Annotated in this window: 16 protein-coding genes and 1 pseudogene; 7 read left to right on the top strand and 10 right to left on the bottom strand. The window is 69.9% G+C overall.

Features of this window, described 5'->3' with window-relative positions; genetic code table 11:
- Nucleotides 1-82 precede the first annotated feature (82 nt).
- Nucleotides 83-1,144 (top strand): NAD(+)/NADH kinase, encoded by a 1,062-nt coding sequence (locus ABZ406_RS09255; RefSeq protein ID WP_357757805.1) that lies wholly within the window; start codon nucleotides 83-85, stop codon nucleotides 1,142-1,144.
- Between the two features lie 36 nt (nucleotides 1,145-1,180).
- Here ABZ406_RS09255 and ABZ406_RS09250 read toward each other — a convergent pair whose 3' ends face one another.
- The gene (locus ABZ406_RS09250) at nucleotides 1,181-1,678 is read right to left on the bottom strand and encodes an LURP-one-related family protein (RefSeq protein ID WP_357757802.1); all 498 of its coding nucleotides are present in this window, start codon (nucleotides 1,676-1,678) and stop codon (nucleotides 1,181-1,183) included.
- A gap of 120 nt (nucleotides 1,679-1,798) precedes the next feature.
- Complete coding sequence (locus ABZ406_RS09245) at nucleotides 1,799-2,719, bottom strand: cation diffusion facilitator family transporter (RefSeq protein WP_357757800.1); 921 nt, start codon at nucleotides 2,717-2,719, stop codon at nucleotides 1,799-1,801.
- Between the two features lie 170 nt (nucleotides 2,720-2,889).
- Here ABZ406_RS09245 and ABZ406_RS09240 point away from each other — a divergent pair, with 170 nt between their 5' ends.
- Both ABZ406_RS09240 and ABZ406_RS09235 read left to right on the top strand, forming a co-directional pair.
- The gene (locus ABZ406_RS09240) at nucleotides 2,890-3,219 is read left to right on the top strand and encodes a metalloregulator ArsR/SmtB family transcription factor (protein WP_357757797.1); all 330 of its coding nucleotides are present in this window, start codon (nucleotides 2,890-2,892) and stop codon (nucleotides 3,217-3,219) included.
- Complete coding sequence (locus ABZ406_RS09235; protein ID WP_357757794.1) at nucleotides 3,219-3,935, top strand: cation transporter; 717 nt, start codon at nucleotides 3,219-3,221, stop codon at nucleotides 3,933-3,935. Before ABZ406_RS09240 ends, ABZ406_RS09235 begins: the two co-directional genes overlap by 1 nt.
- Nucleotides 3,936-4,038: 103 nt before the next feature.
- Here the strand turns inward: ABZ406_RS09235 and ABZ406_RS09230 are convergent, their stop codons facing one another.
- The 6 genes from ABZ406_RS09230 to ABZ406_RS09205 form a co-directional block, all read right to left on the bottom strand.
- On the bottom strand, nucleotides 4,039-5,346 hold the full coding sequence (locus ABZ406_RS09230) for a hypothetical protein (RefSeq protein ID WP_357757791.1): 1,308 nt from the start codon (nucleotides 5,344-5,346) through the stop codon (nucleotides 4,039-4,041).
- A 63-nt stretch (nucleotides 5,347-5,409) separates the two neighbouring features.
- Nucleotides 5,410-5,991, bottom strand: coding sequence for a dihydrofolate reductase family protein (locus tag ABZ406_RS09225; protein WP_357757788.1), 582 nt, complete (start codon nucleotides 5,989-5,991; stop codon nucleotides 5,410-5,412).
- 66 nt (nucleotides 5,992-6,057) lie between these two features.
- The gene (locus ABZ406_RS09220) at nucleotides 6,058-6,897 is read right to left on the bottom strand and encodes a helix-turn-helix domain-containing protein (protein WP_357757786.1); all 840 of its coding nucleotides are present in this window, start codon (nucleotides 6,895-6,897) and stop codon (nucleotides 6,058-6,060) included.
- 75 nt (nucleotides 6,898-6,972) lie between these two features.
- Nucleotides 6,973-7,839, bottom strand: coding sequence for an alpha/beta hydrolase (locus ABZ406_RS09215; protein WP_357757783.1), 867 nt, complete (start codon nucleotides 7,837-7,839; stop codon nucleotides 6,973-6,975).
- A 296-nt stretch (nucleotides 7,840-8,135) separates the two neighbouring features.
- A complete protein-coding gene (locus tag ABZ406_RS09210) occupies nucleotides 8,136-8,690 on the bottom strand; it encodes a GNAT family N-acetyltransferase (protein ID WP_357757781.1) in 555 nt (184 codons plus the stop codon).
- A gap of 38 nt (nucleotides 8,691-8,728) precedes the next feature.
- Nucleotides 8,729-9,502 (bottom strand): hypothetical protein, encoded by a 774-nt coding sequence (locus tag ABZ406_RS09205; protein WP_357757778.1) that lies wholly within the window; start codon nucleotides 9,500-9,502, stop codon nucleotides 8,729-8,731.
- 191 nt (nucleotides 9,503-9,693) lie between these two features.
- On the opposite strand from ABZ406_RS09205, the gene ABZ406_RS09200 reads away from it, so the two are divergent.
- Nucleotides 9,694-11,970 (top strand): glycoside hydrolase family 44 protein, encoded by a 2,277-nt coding sequence (locus ABZ406_RS09200; RefSeq protein ID WP_357757775.1) that lies wholly within the window; start codon nucleotides 9,694-9,696, stop codon nucleotides 11,968-11,970.
- A gap of 70 nt (nucleotides 11,971-12,040) precedes the next feature.
- Here the strand turns inward: ABZ406_RS09200 and ABZ406_RS09195 are convergent, their stop codons facing one another.
- Complete coding sequence (locus ABZ406_RS09195; RefSeq protein WP_357757772.1) at nucleotides 12,041-12,931, bottom strand: PhzF family phenazine biosynthesis isomerase; 891 nt, start codon at nucleotides 12,929-12,931, stop codon at nucleotides 12,041-12,043.
- Nucleotides 12,928-13,236, bottom strand: a complete 309-nt coding sequence (locus tag ABZ406_RS09190) for a helix-turn-helix domain-containing protein (protein ID WP_357757768.1) — start codon at nucleotides 13,234-13,236, stop codon at nucleotides 12,928-12,930. The genes ABZ406_RS09195 and ABZ406_RS09190 overlap by 4 nt, the downstream gene beginning before the upstream one ends.
- A gap of 243 nt (nucleotides 13,237-13,479) precedes the next feature.
- On the opposite strand from ABZ406_RS09190, the pseudogene ABZ406_RS09185 reads away from it, so the two are divergent.
- From ABZ406_RS09185 to ABZ406_RS09175, 3 genes and pseudogenes are all read left to right on the top strand, one after another.
- A pseudogene (locus tag ABZ406_RS09185) lies at nucleotides 13,480-13,689 on the top strand (nitronate monooxygenase); the annotation flags it as partial.
- A gap of 37 nt (nucleotides 13,690-13,726) precedes the next feature.
- Nucleotides 13,727-14,233 carry a nitronate monooxygenase gene (locus ABZ406_RS09180; RefSeq protein WP_357757766.1) on the top strand — a complete coding sequence of 169 codons (507 nt, stop codon included), beginning with the start codon at nucleotides 13,727-13,729 and terminating at the stop codon, nucleotides 14,231-14,233.
- Complete coding sequence (locus ABZ406_RS09175) at nucleotides 14,230-14,424, top strand: hypothetical protein (protein ID WP_357757763.1); 195 nt, start codon at nucleotides 14,230-14,232, stop codon at nucleotides 14,422-14,424. Before ABZ406_RS09180 ends, ABZ406_RS09175 begins: the two co-directional genes overlap by 4 nt.
- Nucleotides 14,425-14,544: the final 120 nt, after the last annotated feature.

Genomic DNA, 14,544 nt, shown 5'->3' with positions numbered 1-14,544 from the left:
CACCTGGCCGGAGGACGTGTACGTAGAGTATTGCCGCAGTGTCACGTCAGACGACGTCGACCCGAGAGGCGTGGAGCTTCGGATGCTCGTTGGTGTCGTCGTACACCCGACCAGGCCGCAGGCCGCTGAGACGGCGGAGATGGTGTCCCGGATCTGCGCCGAGCACGGCGCGACGGTGCAGGCACTCGACGTCTGGCAGGACGAGCAGAGCCCTGCCGACGTGCTCGCCGACCTGGCGCAGCGACCGCAGCTCGTCGTCACCATCGGCGGCGACGGCACTCTCCTACGCGGACTGGCCGTCGCCGTGGAGGCCGACGCACCAGTCCTCGGCGTGAAGGCCGGCCGGGTCGGCTTCCTCACCCCGTTCGCCGCCACCGACCTGCCGAGAGTGCTGGGCGCCGCCCTGACCGGCCGCGCGCCCATCCAGGAACGCATGCTGCTCACCCTGCGGGCGTCGCGACCGCTGCAGGTCCCGCCGGAGCTTCAGACCCTGCTGCGCTACGGACGCGGTCCCGCACCCGCCCCGCCCGTTCCCCGTCCAGGCACACCAGATCAGGTGGGTTGGGGCGTCCCGCTGGGCCTCAGCGCCCTCAACGACGTCGTGTTCGAGAAGCTCGGCCGGGACCGGCAGACCAGCGTCGCGGTGTACCTGTCCGGGCGGCTGTTCGCCACCTACTCCGCCGACGGCGTCATGGTCGCCTCGCCGACGGGCTCCACCGCGTACTCGTTCGCCGCGGGCGGACCGGTCCTGTCGCCGCGCCTCGACGCCCTCGTGTTCACCCCGGTCGCCCCGCACATGGCGTTCAACCGCAGCATGGTCACCGCCCCGGACGAACCAGTGGGGGTCCAGGTGCTCCCTCGCTCGGGTCAGGTCACCGTCGTCGTCGACGGACGCGTCCACGGGATCCTCGACCCCGGCGACTGGGTCGCCGTCTACCCGGCCCGACGCCGCGCGAAGCTCATCGTCGCCGACGTCGACGACTTCTTCGGTCGACTCCGGGACCAGTTCTCCCTCGCCGACGCTCCCGCCGCCCGCGCCGACACCGACAACCAGCCGCCGATGCTGGTCTACCAACCGGACCTACCGGTCCCGGAGGACCTGCAACATCTCCACCTGCCGGCACGCGAGGCTGATCCAGCCTGAGCCGCACGGCTCAGGCTGCCCCCACCCCGGCGGCCGTCAGTCCTCGTCGTCCTTCTTCTTGGCGCGGTTCAGGGCCAGGTCGAGCGCCAGGACACTGCCGATGATGAGCAGCGGGTCGACGCCTGCGGTGACCTTCACGGCATAGGTGTCCCGGATCGTCAGCCACCGCTTGGAGACCGAGGCCACCTCGGTGCCGTCGCGTTCGATCACGTACTCGTGGTCGAGCAGGTCACCCTTCATCTCCAGGTCGTCGGGCCCCGGCACGTCGATGGTGAACTTGTCGCGGAACGGCGTGAGCAGATTCTTGCGGACCTCCGCGGCCTTCTCGCCGCCGATCCGGATCTCGTACGTGGGACGCAGCGCCACCAGGTGCCGGTGCAGGGTGGCGACCTCCTGACCGGACGCGTCCTCGATGACGACCTTGTTGCGGACGCTGAGCACCTTGCCGTCGACGTGGAAGACCTTGTTGCCGTGCTCGTCGAGGACGTCGAAGTCGTCGCCGACGGAGAAGAACCGCTCCCTGATGACAAACATGAGTTGGATTCTCCCCCACCGGACGGGGAAGTGCCGGTCGAGCACGGCCAGCCCGCACCGACGCGCCCCCGACCCGCTCCGCAGATCCGGACGCTGTCGGTCGTACCCTCCGATGGCTGTTCAGGGGTGAGCGGGGTGTTCGTGATCGGCGTGGCCTGCGGGTTCGAGCTGGAACGTGGAGTGGTCGACGTCGAAGTGCCCGGCCAGGCAGGTTTGCAGGGCGTCGAGCAGTTGGGGTGCGTGGCCGTCGTGGAAGCAGGAGTCGTCGACGACGACGTGCGCGGTGAGGACCGGCAGTCCCGAGGTCACCGTGTGGACATGCAGGTCGTGCACGCCAAGGACGTGGTCGACGTCGGTGATGTGTCGGCGGATCTGTTCGAGGTCGGCCTCCGCGGGGGCGGCTTCGAGCAGGATGTTCACCGCGTCGCGCAGCAGCCGCAGCGCGCGTGGGGCGATGACCAGGCCGATGAGGAGGGACACCATCGCGTCGGCCCGGGTGAAGCCGGTCAGCGCGATGACCGCGGCGGCGGCGAGGACGCCGACGGAGGTGGCGGTGTCGGTGGCGACCTCGAGGAACGCACCGCGCATGTTCAGGCTCGCGGCGCGGGCCCGGTAGAGCAACGCCACACCGACGAGGTTGCCGACCAGCCCGATCGCGGCGAAGACGGCCATGCCACCGGGTTGCACGTCGGCTGGTTCGAACAGACGCCGGATCCCTTCGACGAAGACGTAGACGCCCATCCCGGCGAGGATCAGGCCGTTGACGGCGGCGGCGAGAATCTCGGCGCGAGCCCAGCCGAAGGTGCGTCGCCCGGTCGCCGGGCGGGCGGCGAGCATGGCCGCGCCGAGGGCGAGGGCGATGCCGCTGGCGTCGGCGAGGACGTGGCCGGCGTCGGCGAGCAGCGCGAGGCTGCCGGTGACGACCGCGCCGACGACTTCGACAGCGAAGATCAGCACCGACACCAGGAGGACGCCGGCCAGGGCGCGCCGGTGCTGCCCGGTCGCTGTCACCTGATGGCTGTGGCCGTGGTCGTGCCCCATCAGTGATCCTCCTGGACCGCGTCGACTGTGCCGCAAGCGCCGCACCCGTCGATCATCCCACGAATCATGCTCACATGCGCATACTAAGATGAGTCGGCCAGCCGTCGTCAAGGCCCCCGAGCTGTTGGTTCAGCATCTTGTTTATTCACTCGTTGATGTACTGTCGGGGGATGGAGGCGCTCACGCACGGCCAGGTCCTGGCCCGCTTCGGTCACGCCCTGTCCGAACCGGTCCGCGCCCGGCTCCTGCTCGCGCTGCGCGACGGGCCCGGCTATCCGTCGGACCTGGCCGACCTGCTGGGCACCAGCCGGCAGAACCTCTCCAACCACCTGGCGTGCCTGCGCGGCTGCGGTCTCGTCGTCGCCGTCCCCGAAGGCCGCCGCAGCCGCTACGAACTGGCCGACGCGCGCCTCGCGCACGCCCTCGGGGACCTGCTCGGCCTCGTCCTGGCCGTCGATCCGGCCGCCTGCCCGGCCGCCGACTCCGAAGGGTGCTGCTGATGAACGCGCCACGTCCGCTGATGTCGGTCGGCCCGTCACCGGCCCGACGGTCGGCCCTGATCCGGCGGGTACGCCTGTTCGTCGCCGCGACGATCACCTACAACGTGGTTGAGGCGGTCATCGCCATCACCGCCGGGAGGATGGCCTCCTCGACCGCCCTGATCGGGTTCGGGCTCGACTCCGTCATCGAGGTGGCCTCCGCCGCCGCCGTGGCCTGGCAGTTCTCCGGCCCCGACCACGAACGCCGGGAACGCGCCGCGCTGCGGATCATCGCGTTGTCCTTCTTCGCCCTCGCCGCCTACGTGTCAGTCGAGTCGGTGCGCGCGCTCGTCGGCGCCGACCGGGCGGAGCACGCCCCTGTCGGCCTGGCCCTGGCCGCGGTGTCGCTGGCGGTGATGCCGGTCCTGTCGGCCGCACAGCGCCGCGCGGGACGCGAACTAGGGTCGGCCTCGGCAGTCGCGGACTCCAAGCAGACCCTGCTGTGCACGTACCTCTCGGCGGTGCTGCTGGTCGGGTTGGCGGTCAACTCGCTGTTCGGCTGGTGGTGGGCCGACCCCGCCGCGGCTCTGGTCATCGCCGCGGTAGCGGTGAAGGAAGGCCGCGAAGCCTGGCGCGGCGACAGTTGCTGCGCCCCGGCCGCTGCCCTGCGCTCCCCCGCCTCAGCAGGCGACACGAGCGCATGCACCGACGGCTGCTGCGTCCCCGCCAACCGCTGACCGGACGGCTCAAGCCCGATCGGCCCAGCCCCCGGGAACGCCCTGGCGAGGATGATCACTGCCAGGGCGTTCTCCGTGAATGCTGGTCTCCACGGGTGCCGGGTCAGCCCGCTTCCCCACCGAAGCGCACCCGGATGTCGCTCGGATAGGAGCCCTTCTGCCAGATCACCGAGAATCGACCCGTCGGGCTGGACGCCGGCTGCGCGAAGCGCCCGTCGGGGGCGAGGATCTCGGCCGCGCCGAACGCGCCGTCCTGCCCGACCGTCCTGGCGTACACCTGACTGGTCGAGAAGTCCGGGCTGGGCGCCTGCCAGGTGATCAGGCCGTCACCGTCGTCGTCCACTGTGACCTTTGGCCAGTCCCCGGCACCGAGCCTGGTGACAGTGCCGAGGGCGCCGGTGCTGGCAATCGAGCGGGCGAACACCTGCGTGCCGTCCGGGGTCCAGCGGCCCCAGGTCAGCACCGCGTCACCGTCGAGGTCACCGGCGAGTTCGTCGAACAAGCTCAGCTCGTGGGCGGCCGGCGAGACGCTGATGACGCTGCCCAACGTGTCGGTGCTGCTGTAGTGCCTGACCCGCAGGCGAGGCGGCTCACCCGCCTTCGACCACCGGTAGCTGATCACCGCGTCCCCGTCCCGGTCCAGGGCGACCGAGACGCTGGCGTACCTGACGTCGGTGGCCGCCCCGGCGATGACGCGCAGAGCAGATACCCCCTCCGGGCGGACCCGGCGCACCACGACCCGCCCGTAGGTCTCCGTCCAGGCGACGAGAGCGGTCCCGGTGCGGTCGACGGCCACGACCGGCTGGTCCGCACCGACGCCCAGGGTCAGCTCCGGACCGAGAGAGCTGTCCGCGCCGAAATAACGGGCCTTGGTCGTGTACGTGCCGTCGCGGGTCTCCGTCCAGGTGACCAGCGCCAGACCCGAGGGGTCCACCGCGACGGCTGGACTGATCCCGCTCCACGTCGCGATCATGCGCAGAGGGCCCAGTTCGCCGGTGGCGGACAACCGGCGGCCTGCCACGAGTCCGTCCTGTGTCCACACCACCGCGGAGTCGCCGTCGTCGTCGGACGCGACCTTGGGCCAAGAGGCGGACGCGCCGAGCGGTGAGAGGGTCTGGACCGGCCCCAGCACGCCGTCGGCCGACGCGATCTGCGCCTTCACCTGGTCGTAGCAGCCGCTCGCGTTGTTGTCGCAGCCAGCCCAGGCGAGCAGCGAGACACCCTGCCGGTCGACCGCGACGAAGGGCTGGTCCTGTCCGCTCCAACCGGCCTCGGACACGACCTGGATCGGGAACCAGGTGGCCGCCCGCGCGGGCGCCGGAGCGGCGGCCAGGACGGTCAATGCGCCGACCACTCCTGCGGTGAGCTGTCGTATCCGCCGTCGCGTCGCCGATCTGTCTGTTCCGTACATCGTCGCCCCCTCGATCGATGAACATGGTTGAACCAGGGCATCATGCCATCGACACCCCATCGGTCAACGGCGCACCCGATAGCGGAGGTGAAGCACACGGTTGCCCTGAATCACCACGTCGGCGTCCTCCAACAGGTGCTGGACGTGGACGGAACCGAAGTACCGCTTCCCGGACCCGAACACGACGGGTACGACGTCCATGCGCACCTCGTCGACCAGACCCGCGGCAAACACCTGGCCTCCGACGTCGCCTGCGGCTACCTCGACGATGCGGTCCCCCGCGAGCTCCTGCGCCCTGGCCACGGCCGCCTCGACGCCGTCGACGAAGTGGAAGGGCGCCTCCGGGTCCCAGCCCTCGGGCTTCGGCCGGTGGCTCACGACCACCACGTGGTCGACCCCGCCGGGAGGCTTCCCGTCCCAGCCGTCCGTCATGTCGAAGACGTGGCGACCGGCGATCGTGACTCCTATCTGGTCCCAGTACGACCGGGTGTGGTCGTAGGACGTCTGCGACACCTTCAACACGCCGCTCTCGTCCAACGGCACGTCACCGCTGAGCAACCAGTCGAACAATGGTCCGGGCTGGTCGTTCTCGTCCGCGATGAACCCGTCCACCGACACCGAGCTGTACATGACGACAGTGCCCAAGGGGCGCTCCTCTGCTTGAAGGTGCCCCCAAGGTAGCGGGCGGTGAGCTGTCGCTCTTGTACGGAATCAATCGGTCGGCAGCGGCCAACCATCCAGCACGTGGCCGGGATGTTCCTCCAGGAACCGCCGCCTGACCTCGACGTACCGTGTCGGTGTGAGCCCGGTGAAGGCGCGGAACTCGTGGCCGAAGTGGGCCTGATCGAAGTAGCCCGCGCCACTGGCGAGGTCCGCCCAGTCGATCGGTTCGGCGGGGTCGATCGCGAGCACGGTGGCGGTGAACCGGTAGGTGCGGGCCAACCGCTTGGGCGTGACGCCGACGAGATCCTTGAACCGCCGCGCCAGGTGGGTGCTGCTGACACCGGCCGAGGCCCGCAGCTCGTCGATGGCCACCGCCCCTCTGGTGGCAGCGATGACGCGGCTCGTATGGCGGACCAGCCCCAGGCCGGTCGCGTCGCCGAGGCGTCGCATCAGCTCCTCCTCGAGCAGCGTCAGCATCTCGTGAGGTCCCTCGGCCGAAGTCAGTCGGTCGCGCAGTTCCGCGACGGCGCGCCGGCCCCACACCTGTTCCACAGTCACCGGCCGGTCACACAGCTCAGCCGCGGGCATCGGCAGGAACGGCGCCAGTCCCCACGGCTTGAGGTGCACGCCGACGGACCTGGTCCGCGGTGGGTAGCCGAACTCGTAGGCGCGGGTGGGTGGGGTCACCACGCAACCGTCGGCGTACTCGGCCGCTTCGACGTCGGCGCCGGCACGGATGAGGAACGGCGCCCCGAGGTTGACGATGAGCAGCGCCGCCGGCGTCGGCGGCAGCGTCAGCCGGGCGTACGGGCGCGCACCCTCCAGGTAGTAGAGGTCGTCGATCAGCCCGTCCAGCGGCGGTCGCGGCACTCTGGACACGTACTCCACGCCGACAGTATCGCCGGCATCGCGTGCCGGAACCGGCAATGCCGCGCCGCCGCCGCGGCCGGTGTCGGGGAGACGTCAGGCGGTCGTCCGGGCCGCCTCCAGGATGACCTCGGTCACCTCACCGGGATTCGAGATCAGGCCCAGGTGACCGGCGTCGATGCGGGTGATGTCGGCTCCCGCCCGCTTCATCATCTCCTCCTGGCGTGCCGGCGGGATGACCAGGTCCTCGGTGCCAATCACGGCCCAGGACGGGATCGTCTTCCACGCCGGTTCGGTGGCCGGCTCCCCCAGGGTGTTCGTGGCCAGGGCGGTCTGGGTCACGGCGAGCACCTGTGCCTGCCGCCGGGGCAGACCGTTGGCGAAGCCGTTGATGAACACCTTCGGCAGGACGTACGCGTCGGCCGCCCCTTCCGGAGCGCCGGGGAACGGCACGAGCTTGAACACGCTCGTCGGGTCGGTCAGGGCCGGCTCAAGAATCGAACCGGATCCGGCGGTGAGTTCTTCGACGGTCTCCCCCTTGTCCGGGGCATAGGCGTCGACGAAGACGAGCGCCTTGACGTTGTTGTTGCCGGTGGCGGCGTCGCTCGCCACGAAGCCACCGTACGAGTGGGCGGCGATCACGATGGGACCTTCGATGGTGGACAGGAAGTCCTTCAGGTAGCCGCTGTCGATCGACGGCCCGCGGCCGGGTTGCGGCGCGACCTGAACGTCGAGACCGCGGGCCTGGAGCCTGCTAATCTCCCCGTTCCAGCTCGAACCGTCCGCCCAGGCTCCGTGCACCAGGACGATTGTCGGTCTGGTGCCGTGCCCCTGGTCGGGGGTGGGATGTGCACCCCCGTCCGCGTACACGCCTGGGGCGGCTGAGCCGAGCACCGTCACCAGTGTTGCGGCGGCGATCGTCGCCGCGATGGTCTTCGGCCGACGTAGCGAGATACCGAGCATGTCTCTTCCCCCTCGTTGGTCACTGGACTCCGAACGCGGGCAGATCGGCTTGGCGCCACCGCTACCCCTCCGAAGGCGCAACCGGTCGGTCGCACCGGCGAGCGGCGCGTGTACCGACAGTGGCCGGGCGGGGCGCCGACGATGATGTGCCTGATCGCCCAAAACTCACCGTAACGGCGCTGAGCGGAGCTCTTGGACAGAAGAGGAGAATCACTCAGCTTTCCCCTTTCGGGGGACACACCGCCAAACAGGTTGCGACGCATCGCCAGGGCGGAAGCTGAACGCAGGCTGAAGTGTCACAGGTCCATCGCGTAGACCCGGACCTGCCGGCCGGTGCCCGGCTGCACTGTCTCACGCTCCAGCGTCATCCCGAGCTTGGTCATCACCCGCGCGGACGCCTCGTTGCCGACGACGTGGATGCTGACCAACCGCCGCAGGCCGAACTCGGCACGAGTCTGGGCCACAACGGCCTGGGCCGCCTCGGTGGCCAGGCCCCGACCCCAGTACGCGCGGCCGAGCCGCCAGCCGATCTCCACGGCCGGCATGATCTCGGGCAGGAAGGTCGGCACCGCCAACCCGGTGAAGCCGGCCATGTCGCCGGTCTCCTTGATCTCCACCGCGTACAGGCCGAAGCCGTGCTCGTCCCAGTGCCGCAGATAGGTGGCCAGACGCTCCGCGGTCGCGGCCCGGTCCAGGGTGCGGCCGTCGTGGATGTAGCGCATCACCTCGGGCTGCGCGTTGACCGCGGCGAGCCCGTCCAGGTCGTCACCGTGCAGGCGGCGCAACAGCAGCCGCGGCGTCTGGAGCGACGAGGCGCCAATGGAGACGTCGGCGCCGGGGCCCGGTTGCACAGCCGCACCCCCGCAGGACGGGCTACCAGGGGTCCAGCTCAACAGCCGAGCCGCCTGCTCGAGAGGGCGATGTCGTCGATCCAGACGTCGAACTCGCCAGGCGTGGTGCCGCCCTGGTACAACTGCCAGCCGATCTTCACAGTGTCGACAGTCGGCAGGACGAAGGGAACATCGTTGCCACCGTGGTCACTCGTGGAGGCGGTCAACTCCGGGTTCGCCACGCCGTCGATCCACACCGTGACGCGGTTGTTCGTCGCGTCGAGCTTCCACTCGAAGCACTGCCAGGTGTCCTCGGCGACCGGGGCGGACTCCCGCCAGTTGGTCCAGTCGCCGGTCGGACCGCCGTCGGCGCCGACACCCCAGAAGGTCCCGGGGACCGTGGGTGCGTACTGGCCGCCGACCGGGCGGACGACCTCCGCGCTGCCGGTGCCGGTCGCTTCGACGAGTGTGAAGTGTGCCCAGTCCGGTGCCGTGGGAAAGGCATCGACGCGCAGACGCATCCGGCCGTAGAAGCGGTTGCCCGGCGCGGCGAAGTCGTCGACGCGCAGGAAGGCGCGTCCGTTGTCAACCGTCTGGATGTGCAGCACCTGGTTGCCACGACGGGCACGTTCGACGGTGAGCGTGCCGTGGCGGGTGTCGACGCCCCAGTTCATCGTGCTGGGCCCTCCGGTGGGCAGTCGTTCGAAGTCCTCGCAGAAGAGCAGGCCACGGGGGCACGAGGGCGGGGAGCCCTGCGATGCGCCGGCCGGAGTGCCGCCGACCGCGGCGCTGAGAATCAGGGCGGTGCTGAACACCGCGAGAAGACTGCGCATTGTCATCCTCCAGGACTGCTGGTCCCACGCCACCGCGGCCGGGCCAGCGACTACCGCATCAACGTCGACCATATAGATATACATCAGTATATGTGATGACGCCGACCGGGGTCGCCCCTCGTTGACTCACGGCCGGGAAGGCGCAACGCTATGGAAGCGCTCCCATCGTCGAGCTTCTATCCTAGAGAGGAATGCTCGTGCGTCCCACCACCGCCCTACTCCCGGTCGTGCTCGCCACCGCCCTCGGCGGTCTGGCCCTGCCGGAACCCGCCCTCGCCGCAGCCGGCCCAGCGCTTGCCGTGGACACCACCGCCGCCCGACACACGATCAGCCCGTACGTCTACGGCATGAACTTCGCCGACCAGGCCCTCGCTCGCGACCTGCGGCTGCCGGTGCACCGCTACGGCGGCAACGCCACCACCCGCTACAACTTCCGGGTCGACACCACCAACCGCGCGTCGGACTGGTATTTCGAGAACATTCCCAACGACAACACGAATCCCGGCGACCTCCCCGAAGGCTCGGAGACCGACCGGTTCGTGCAGGAGAACAAGACCACCGGCGCAGCAACGGTCATGACAGTGCCGATGCTCGGCTGGATCGCCAAGGACCGGTCGCGGGCGTGTGGCTTCAGCGTCGCCAAGTACGGCCCGCAGGAGTCCACCGACCAGTGGGCGCCCGACTGCGGCAACGGCAAGAAGCCGGACGGGTCACTCGTCACCGGCAACGATCCGAAGGACACCAGCGTCGCCGTCGGCCCGGATTACGTCACCGACTTCGTCAACCACCTCAAGGGGCAGTTCGGGGCCGCCGCCAACGGCGGGGTCCAGTTCTACAACCTGGACAACGAGCCGGACCTGTGGCAATCCACCCACCGTGACGTCCGCCCGACCGGGATGGGCTACGACGAGCTACGCGACCGCACCTACGAGTACGCCGCCGCGATCAAAGCCGCCGACCCCGGCGCGAAGACGCTCGGTCCCGTCGGCTGGGGCCTGAACTCGATCTTCTATTCGGGCCTCGACCAGGACACCTGCTCGCGTACCGGCTGCTGGTCGAACCCGCCCGACAAGGCCGCGCACGGCGGCCAGGACCTCGGCCCGTGGTATCTGGATCGGATGCGCGAGTACGAGCAGCAGCACGGCACCCGCATCCTCGACTACTTCGACGTCCACCTCTACCCGCAGCAGTCCGGCGTGCTCGGCGACGCGGCCGGCGACGCCAACACCCAGGCGCTGCGACTGCGCTCGACCCGCCAACTCTGGGACCCGACCTACGTGGACGAGAGCTGGATCAACAGCCCGGTCCGGTTCATCCCGCGCCTGCGCGAGCTGGTCGACCAGCACTACCCGGGCACGAAGGTCGCGATGACCGAGTACAACTGGGGCGGCTTCGGCTCGCTCAACGGCGCGCTGGCCCAGGCCGACGTCCTCGGCATCTTCGGCCGCGAAGGGCTCGACCTCGCCACCCTCTGGACCGCACCCACTGCCGACCAACCGGTGGCCAACGCCTTCCGCGTCTACCGCAACTACGACGGCAAGGGCGGCGCGTTCGGCGAGACCTCCGTCCGGGCGACGAGCGCCGACCAGGGCAAACTGGCCGTGTACGCCGCCGAGCGGAGCGCCGACAAGGCTCTCACAGTGGTCGTCGTCAACAAGACCGGCGACGACCTGACCAGCCCGGTCGCCCTCACCGGGGCCTCCGCCAGCACCGCCCAGGTCTACCGGTACAGCGCGGCGGACCTCACCGGCGTCGTCCGGGAGGCCGACCTTCCGGTGGCCGCCGGCGGCCTCACTGCCACCTTCCCGGCCAACTCCATCACCCACCTGGTGCTGCCGCGCGGCACCACGCCCGGCGACACCCAGGCCCCGACCGTCCCGGGCAAACCGACCGCCGGCACGATCACCGGCGACAGCGTCGCGCTGACCTGGACGCCGTCCACCGACGACACCGCCGTCACCGGCTACGACGTGCACCGGGTCGACACCACCGGCACCGTGAAGGTGGGCAGCGCCACCGGCACCACGTACACGGTGACCGGGCTGACGCCGGACACCCCGTACACCTTCGTGGTGACCGCACGCGACGCGGCGGGCAACGTCTCGGCGCCTTCACCCGGCCTGACCGTGCGGACCGCGCCCACCGCCCCGACCGGTGGCTGCACTGTCGGCTACGCGGCGAACAGTTGGCCGGGCGGCTTCACCGCGACCGTGACGATCAAGAACACCGGCACCACGGCGATCGACGGCTGGAAACTCGCCTTCGACTTCCCCACCGCCGGCCAGAAGGTCAGCCAGGGATGGTCGGCCACCTGGAAACAGAGCGGTACGAGCGTCACCGCGGACAGCATGAGTTGGAACGGCAGACTCGCCCCCGGCGCGTCCACGAGCATCGGCTTCAACGGCACGTGGAGCGGCACCAACCCGGCGCCAGCGGCCTTCACGGTCAACGGTCAACGCTGCGGGTGACCTGAGAGACCCCTCCTCCGCACCAGATCACCGGACCGGCCGGGGCGCCGCTGCGCTCCGGCCGGCTCGGTCAGGAGGCGTCTCCGTCGACAGTGTCGGTGGGACGGGACCGGATCGTCGCCATCCCGCCCACCCTGGCGGAAATGCCCTGCGTGGTGCCGGATGCGGTGGCGAAGACCGACGAGGGACGGCCGGCGGCATGCCCCTGCTCCACGTCGACGCCGCGCTGGCCGCGGGTCGCGAACAGGTGTGCGGCGAGGCACCCTGTGCTGTTGGCGTTGACGACGTCCTCGCCGACTTCGATCGCCGGCGCGAACATCCGCGCGGCCCCCGCGTTTCGGTTCGGGTCGAGCGTATAGACGAAGCAGCCAAGATAGCCGAGGCGGCGGCAGTCGGCTGCGAGCCGACGCAGATCAGGACGAACCGAGAGCAGGATCGCCGGCGTTCTGACCGGTACGAGCAGGCGCGGCGTACCCGGTGAGGCGACACACGGGACGTCGTCAACGGCCAGGTCGTCCACACCGATGCCCAGAGCGGCGAGGAGGCTGTCACGTGCCGCGGCAGTGCAGCTCCGCAGCTCCACCGGGCCCTGGTCGAACCAGACCTCGATGCCGTTGTCGCGCTGGACGGCGGTGGTGTCGAAGGTGCGGCCGCCGGTCCGCTGACGGAGGCGGTGTGCCCTCAACCGGCGGCTGTGCAACAGGAACGCCTGGGCGGCGATCGTGCCGTGCCCGCAGTTGGTGAGCTCCCCCGATGCGGTGAAGAACCGCACAGTGGGCGTGGTTCCCGAGTCCGGGTCGACGAAGGCGGCGTGCGAGGTGCCGGCGCGCCTGACGATCGCGCGCCGCGTGCTGTCGCTGAACGTGACGTCATCGACGAGCACGGCGGTAGGGCTACCACCTTCACCGCCGCGCGTGCAGGCATCGACAATTGTCACGTCGTTGCCGATGCTTCCCGTCATGCCGGGCTCTCCGGCTCGGTAACCGGGTCGCCGGGGCCGAGTGCGCGAGCCCACTCGTCCGACCACCGGACGAGGGGGCGCAGGGCTCGGTAGGCACCTTGTCCGAGCTCGGTGAGGGCATAGGCGGTGTCCGGCTCCTGCATGACGATGCGCGCCTCCATCAGCTCGGTCAGCCTCTGCCGCAAGACGCTTGACGACATGTTGTCGCAGTGGTGCTGCAGCGCGCGGAAGCCAAGTGCCCCGCGCTGCAACTCCCAGACGATGCGCAAGCTCCACCGACGACCGAAGAGGTCGAGCGCCGCCATCAAGGGGCGGCCGGTGCTCGACCCGCGAGCCGGGTTTCCCGGCCTCGGCGCTGCCATATTCTTGCCCCACTTCCCCTGGTGCTTCTATTTCCGATACGGTACCTCCTCACTGATGATTCGAATTCCGAAGCGCGGGGAGTCAGGCGGACATGACGTTCACCTTGCGGACCCCACTGTGCGAGCGCCTGGGTGTCGACGTGCCGGTGGTGCAGGCGCCGATAGGCTCTGCGGCGGTGCCCGAACTTGCCGGTCATCTCCACCTTCTGGGGTGATCCAGGAACCGTCAGCCGACAGATCCGCGCCGCCGGTGCGTTGCACATGCACACCGTCGGCAGCGTGCGGGAGGCTGTGCACGCCGCCTCCTGCGGCGTCGACGTCATCGTGGCGCAGGGCTGGGAGGCCGGAGGTCATGTTCGCGGCACGACCGCCACGATGGTTCTGGTGCCGGCAGTCGTCGACGCGGTGGGCCCGATTCCGGTCATGGCCGCCGGTGGCATCAGCGAGGGTCGCGGCCCTTGCCGCCGTTCTGGCCCTCGGCGCACAGGGCGCATGGCTGGGCACGCGTTTCCTGGCGTCCACCGAAGCGTTCACCCACCAGGTGTATCGGCAGAGCCTGGTCGCTGCCACCGCCGAAGACACCGTCCACACCCAATGCTTCGACGGCGGATGGCCCGACGCCGCGCACCGCGCACTGCGAAATTCGACCCTCCGACGGTGGGAACTGGCCGGTCCACCTCAAGCGCCAGGGCGGCCGGACGAAGGCGACGTCGTCGCCATCGACAGCGAGGGCCAGGCCCACTACCGGTACGAGGATCTGATGCCCCTACCCGGCATGACCGGCGACCTGGCGGACATGGCAATGTACGCCGGCCAATCGGTCGAGCTCGTCCGGGACGTGCGACAGGCAGGGCGGCTCATCCATGAACTCACAGCGCAGACCGTGAACGTCATCGAGCAGATGCAGCGGACGACTCGATCGGCAGACGAGGCTCGGTGACCGAGACCTCCCCCGCTCGTACCAGCGGAGACGACCACAGCGGCACCGCCGTGCCGTTCGACGTTGACGGCGTTCTGGTGGACTCGTACGCCGCAAATCGCCGGATCTGGGACCGCTGGTCGCTGCACCACAACCTGGACCCGGCCGAGCCCCACCGTGCGGCTACGGCTGCGGGGAGGCGGCCTGCCTGATCCTCCGGTGCGTGTGGACAGCACGCAGGTCGCCGTCGGAAAACCAGACCTGGGCACGCGGTATCGCCTCCCTTGATCGCCAGCCCGGACCGTGGCGGGCAGGGTCGCCTTCCCGCCGCC

This window comes from Micromonospora sp. NPDC005710, assembly GCF_040630995.1.
Lineage (GTDB): Bacteria > Actinomycetota > Actinomycetes > Mycobacteriales > Micromonosporaceae > Micromonospora.
Note: the sequence above shows the minus strand (reverse complement) of the source record. Positions and strands in the feature narration are given on the sequence as shown.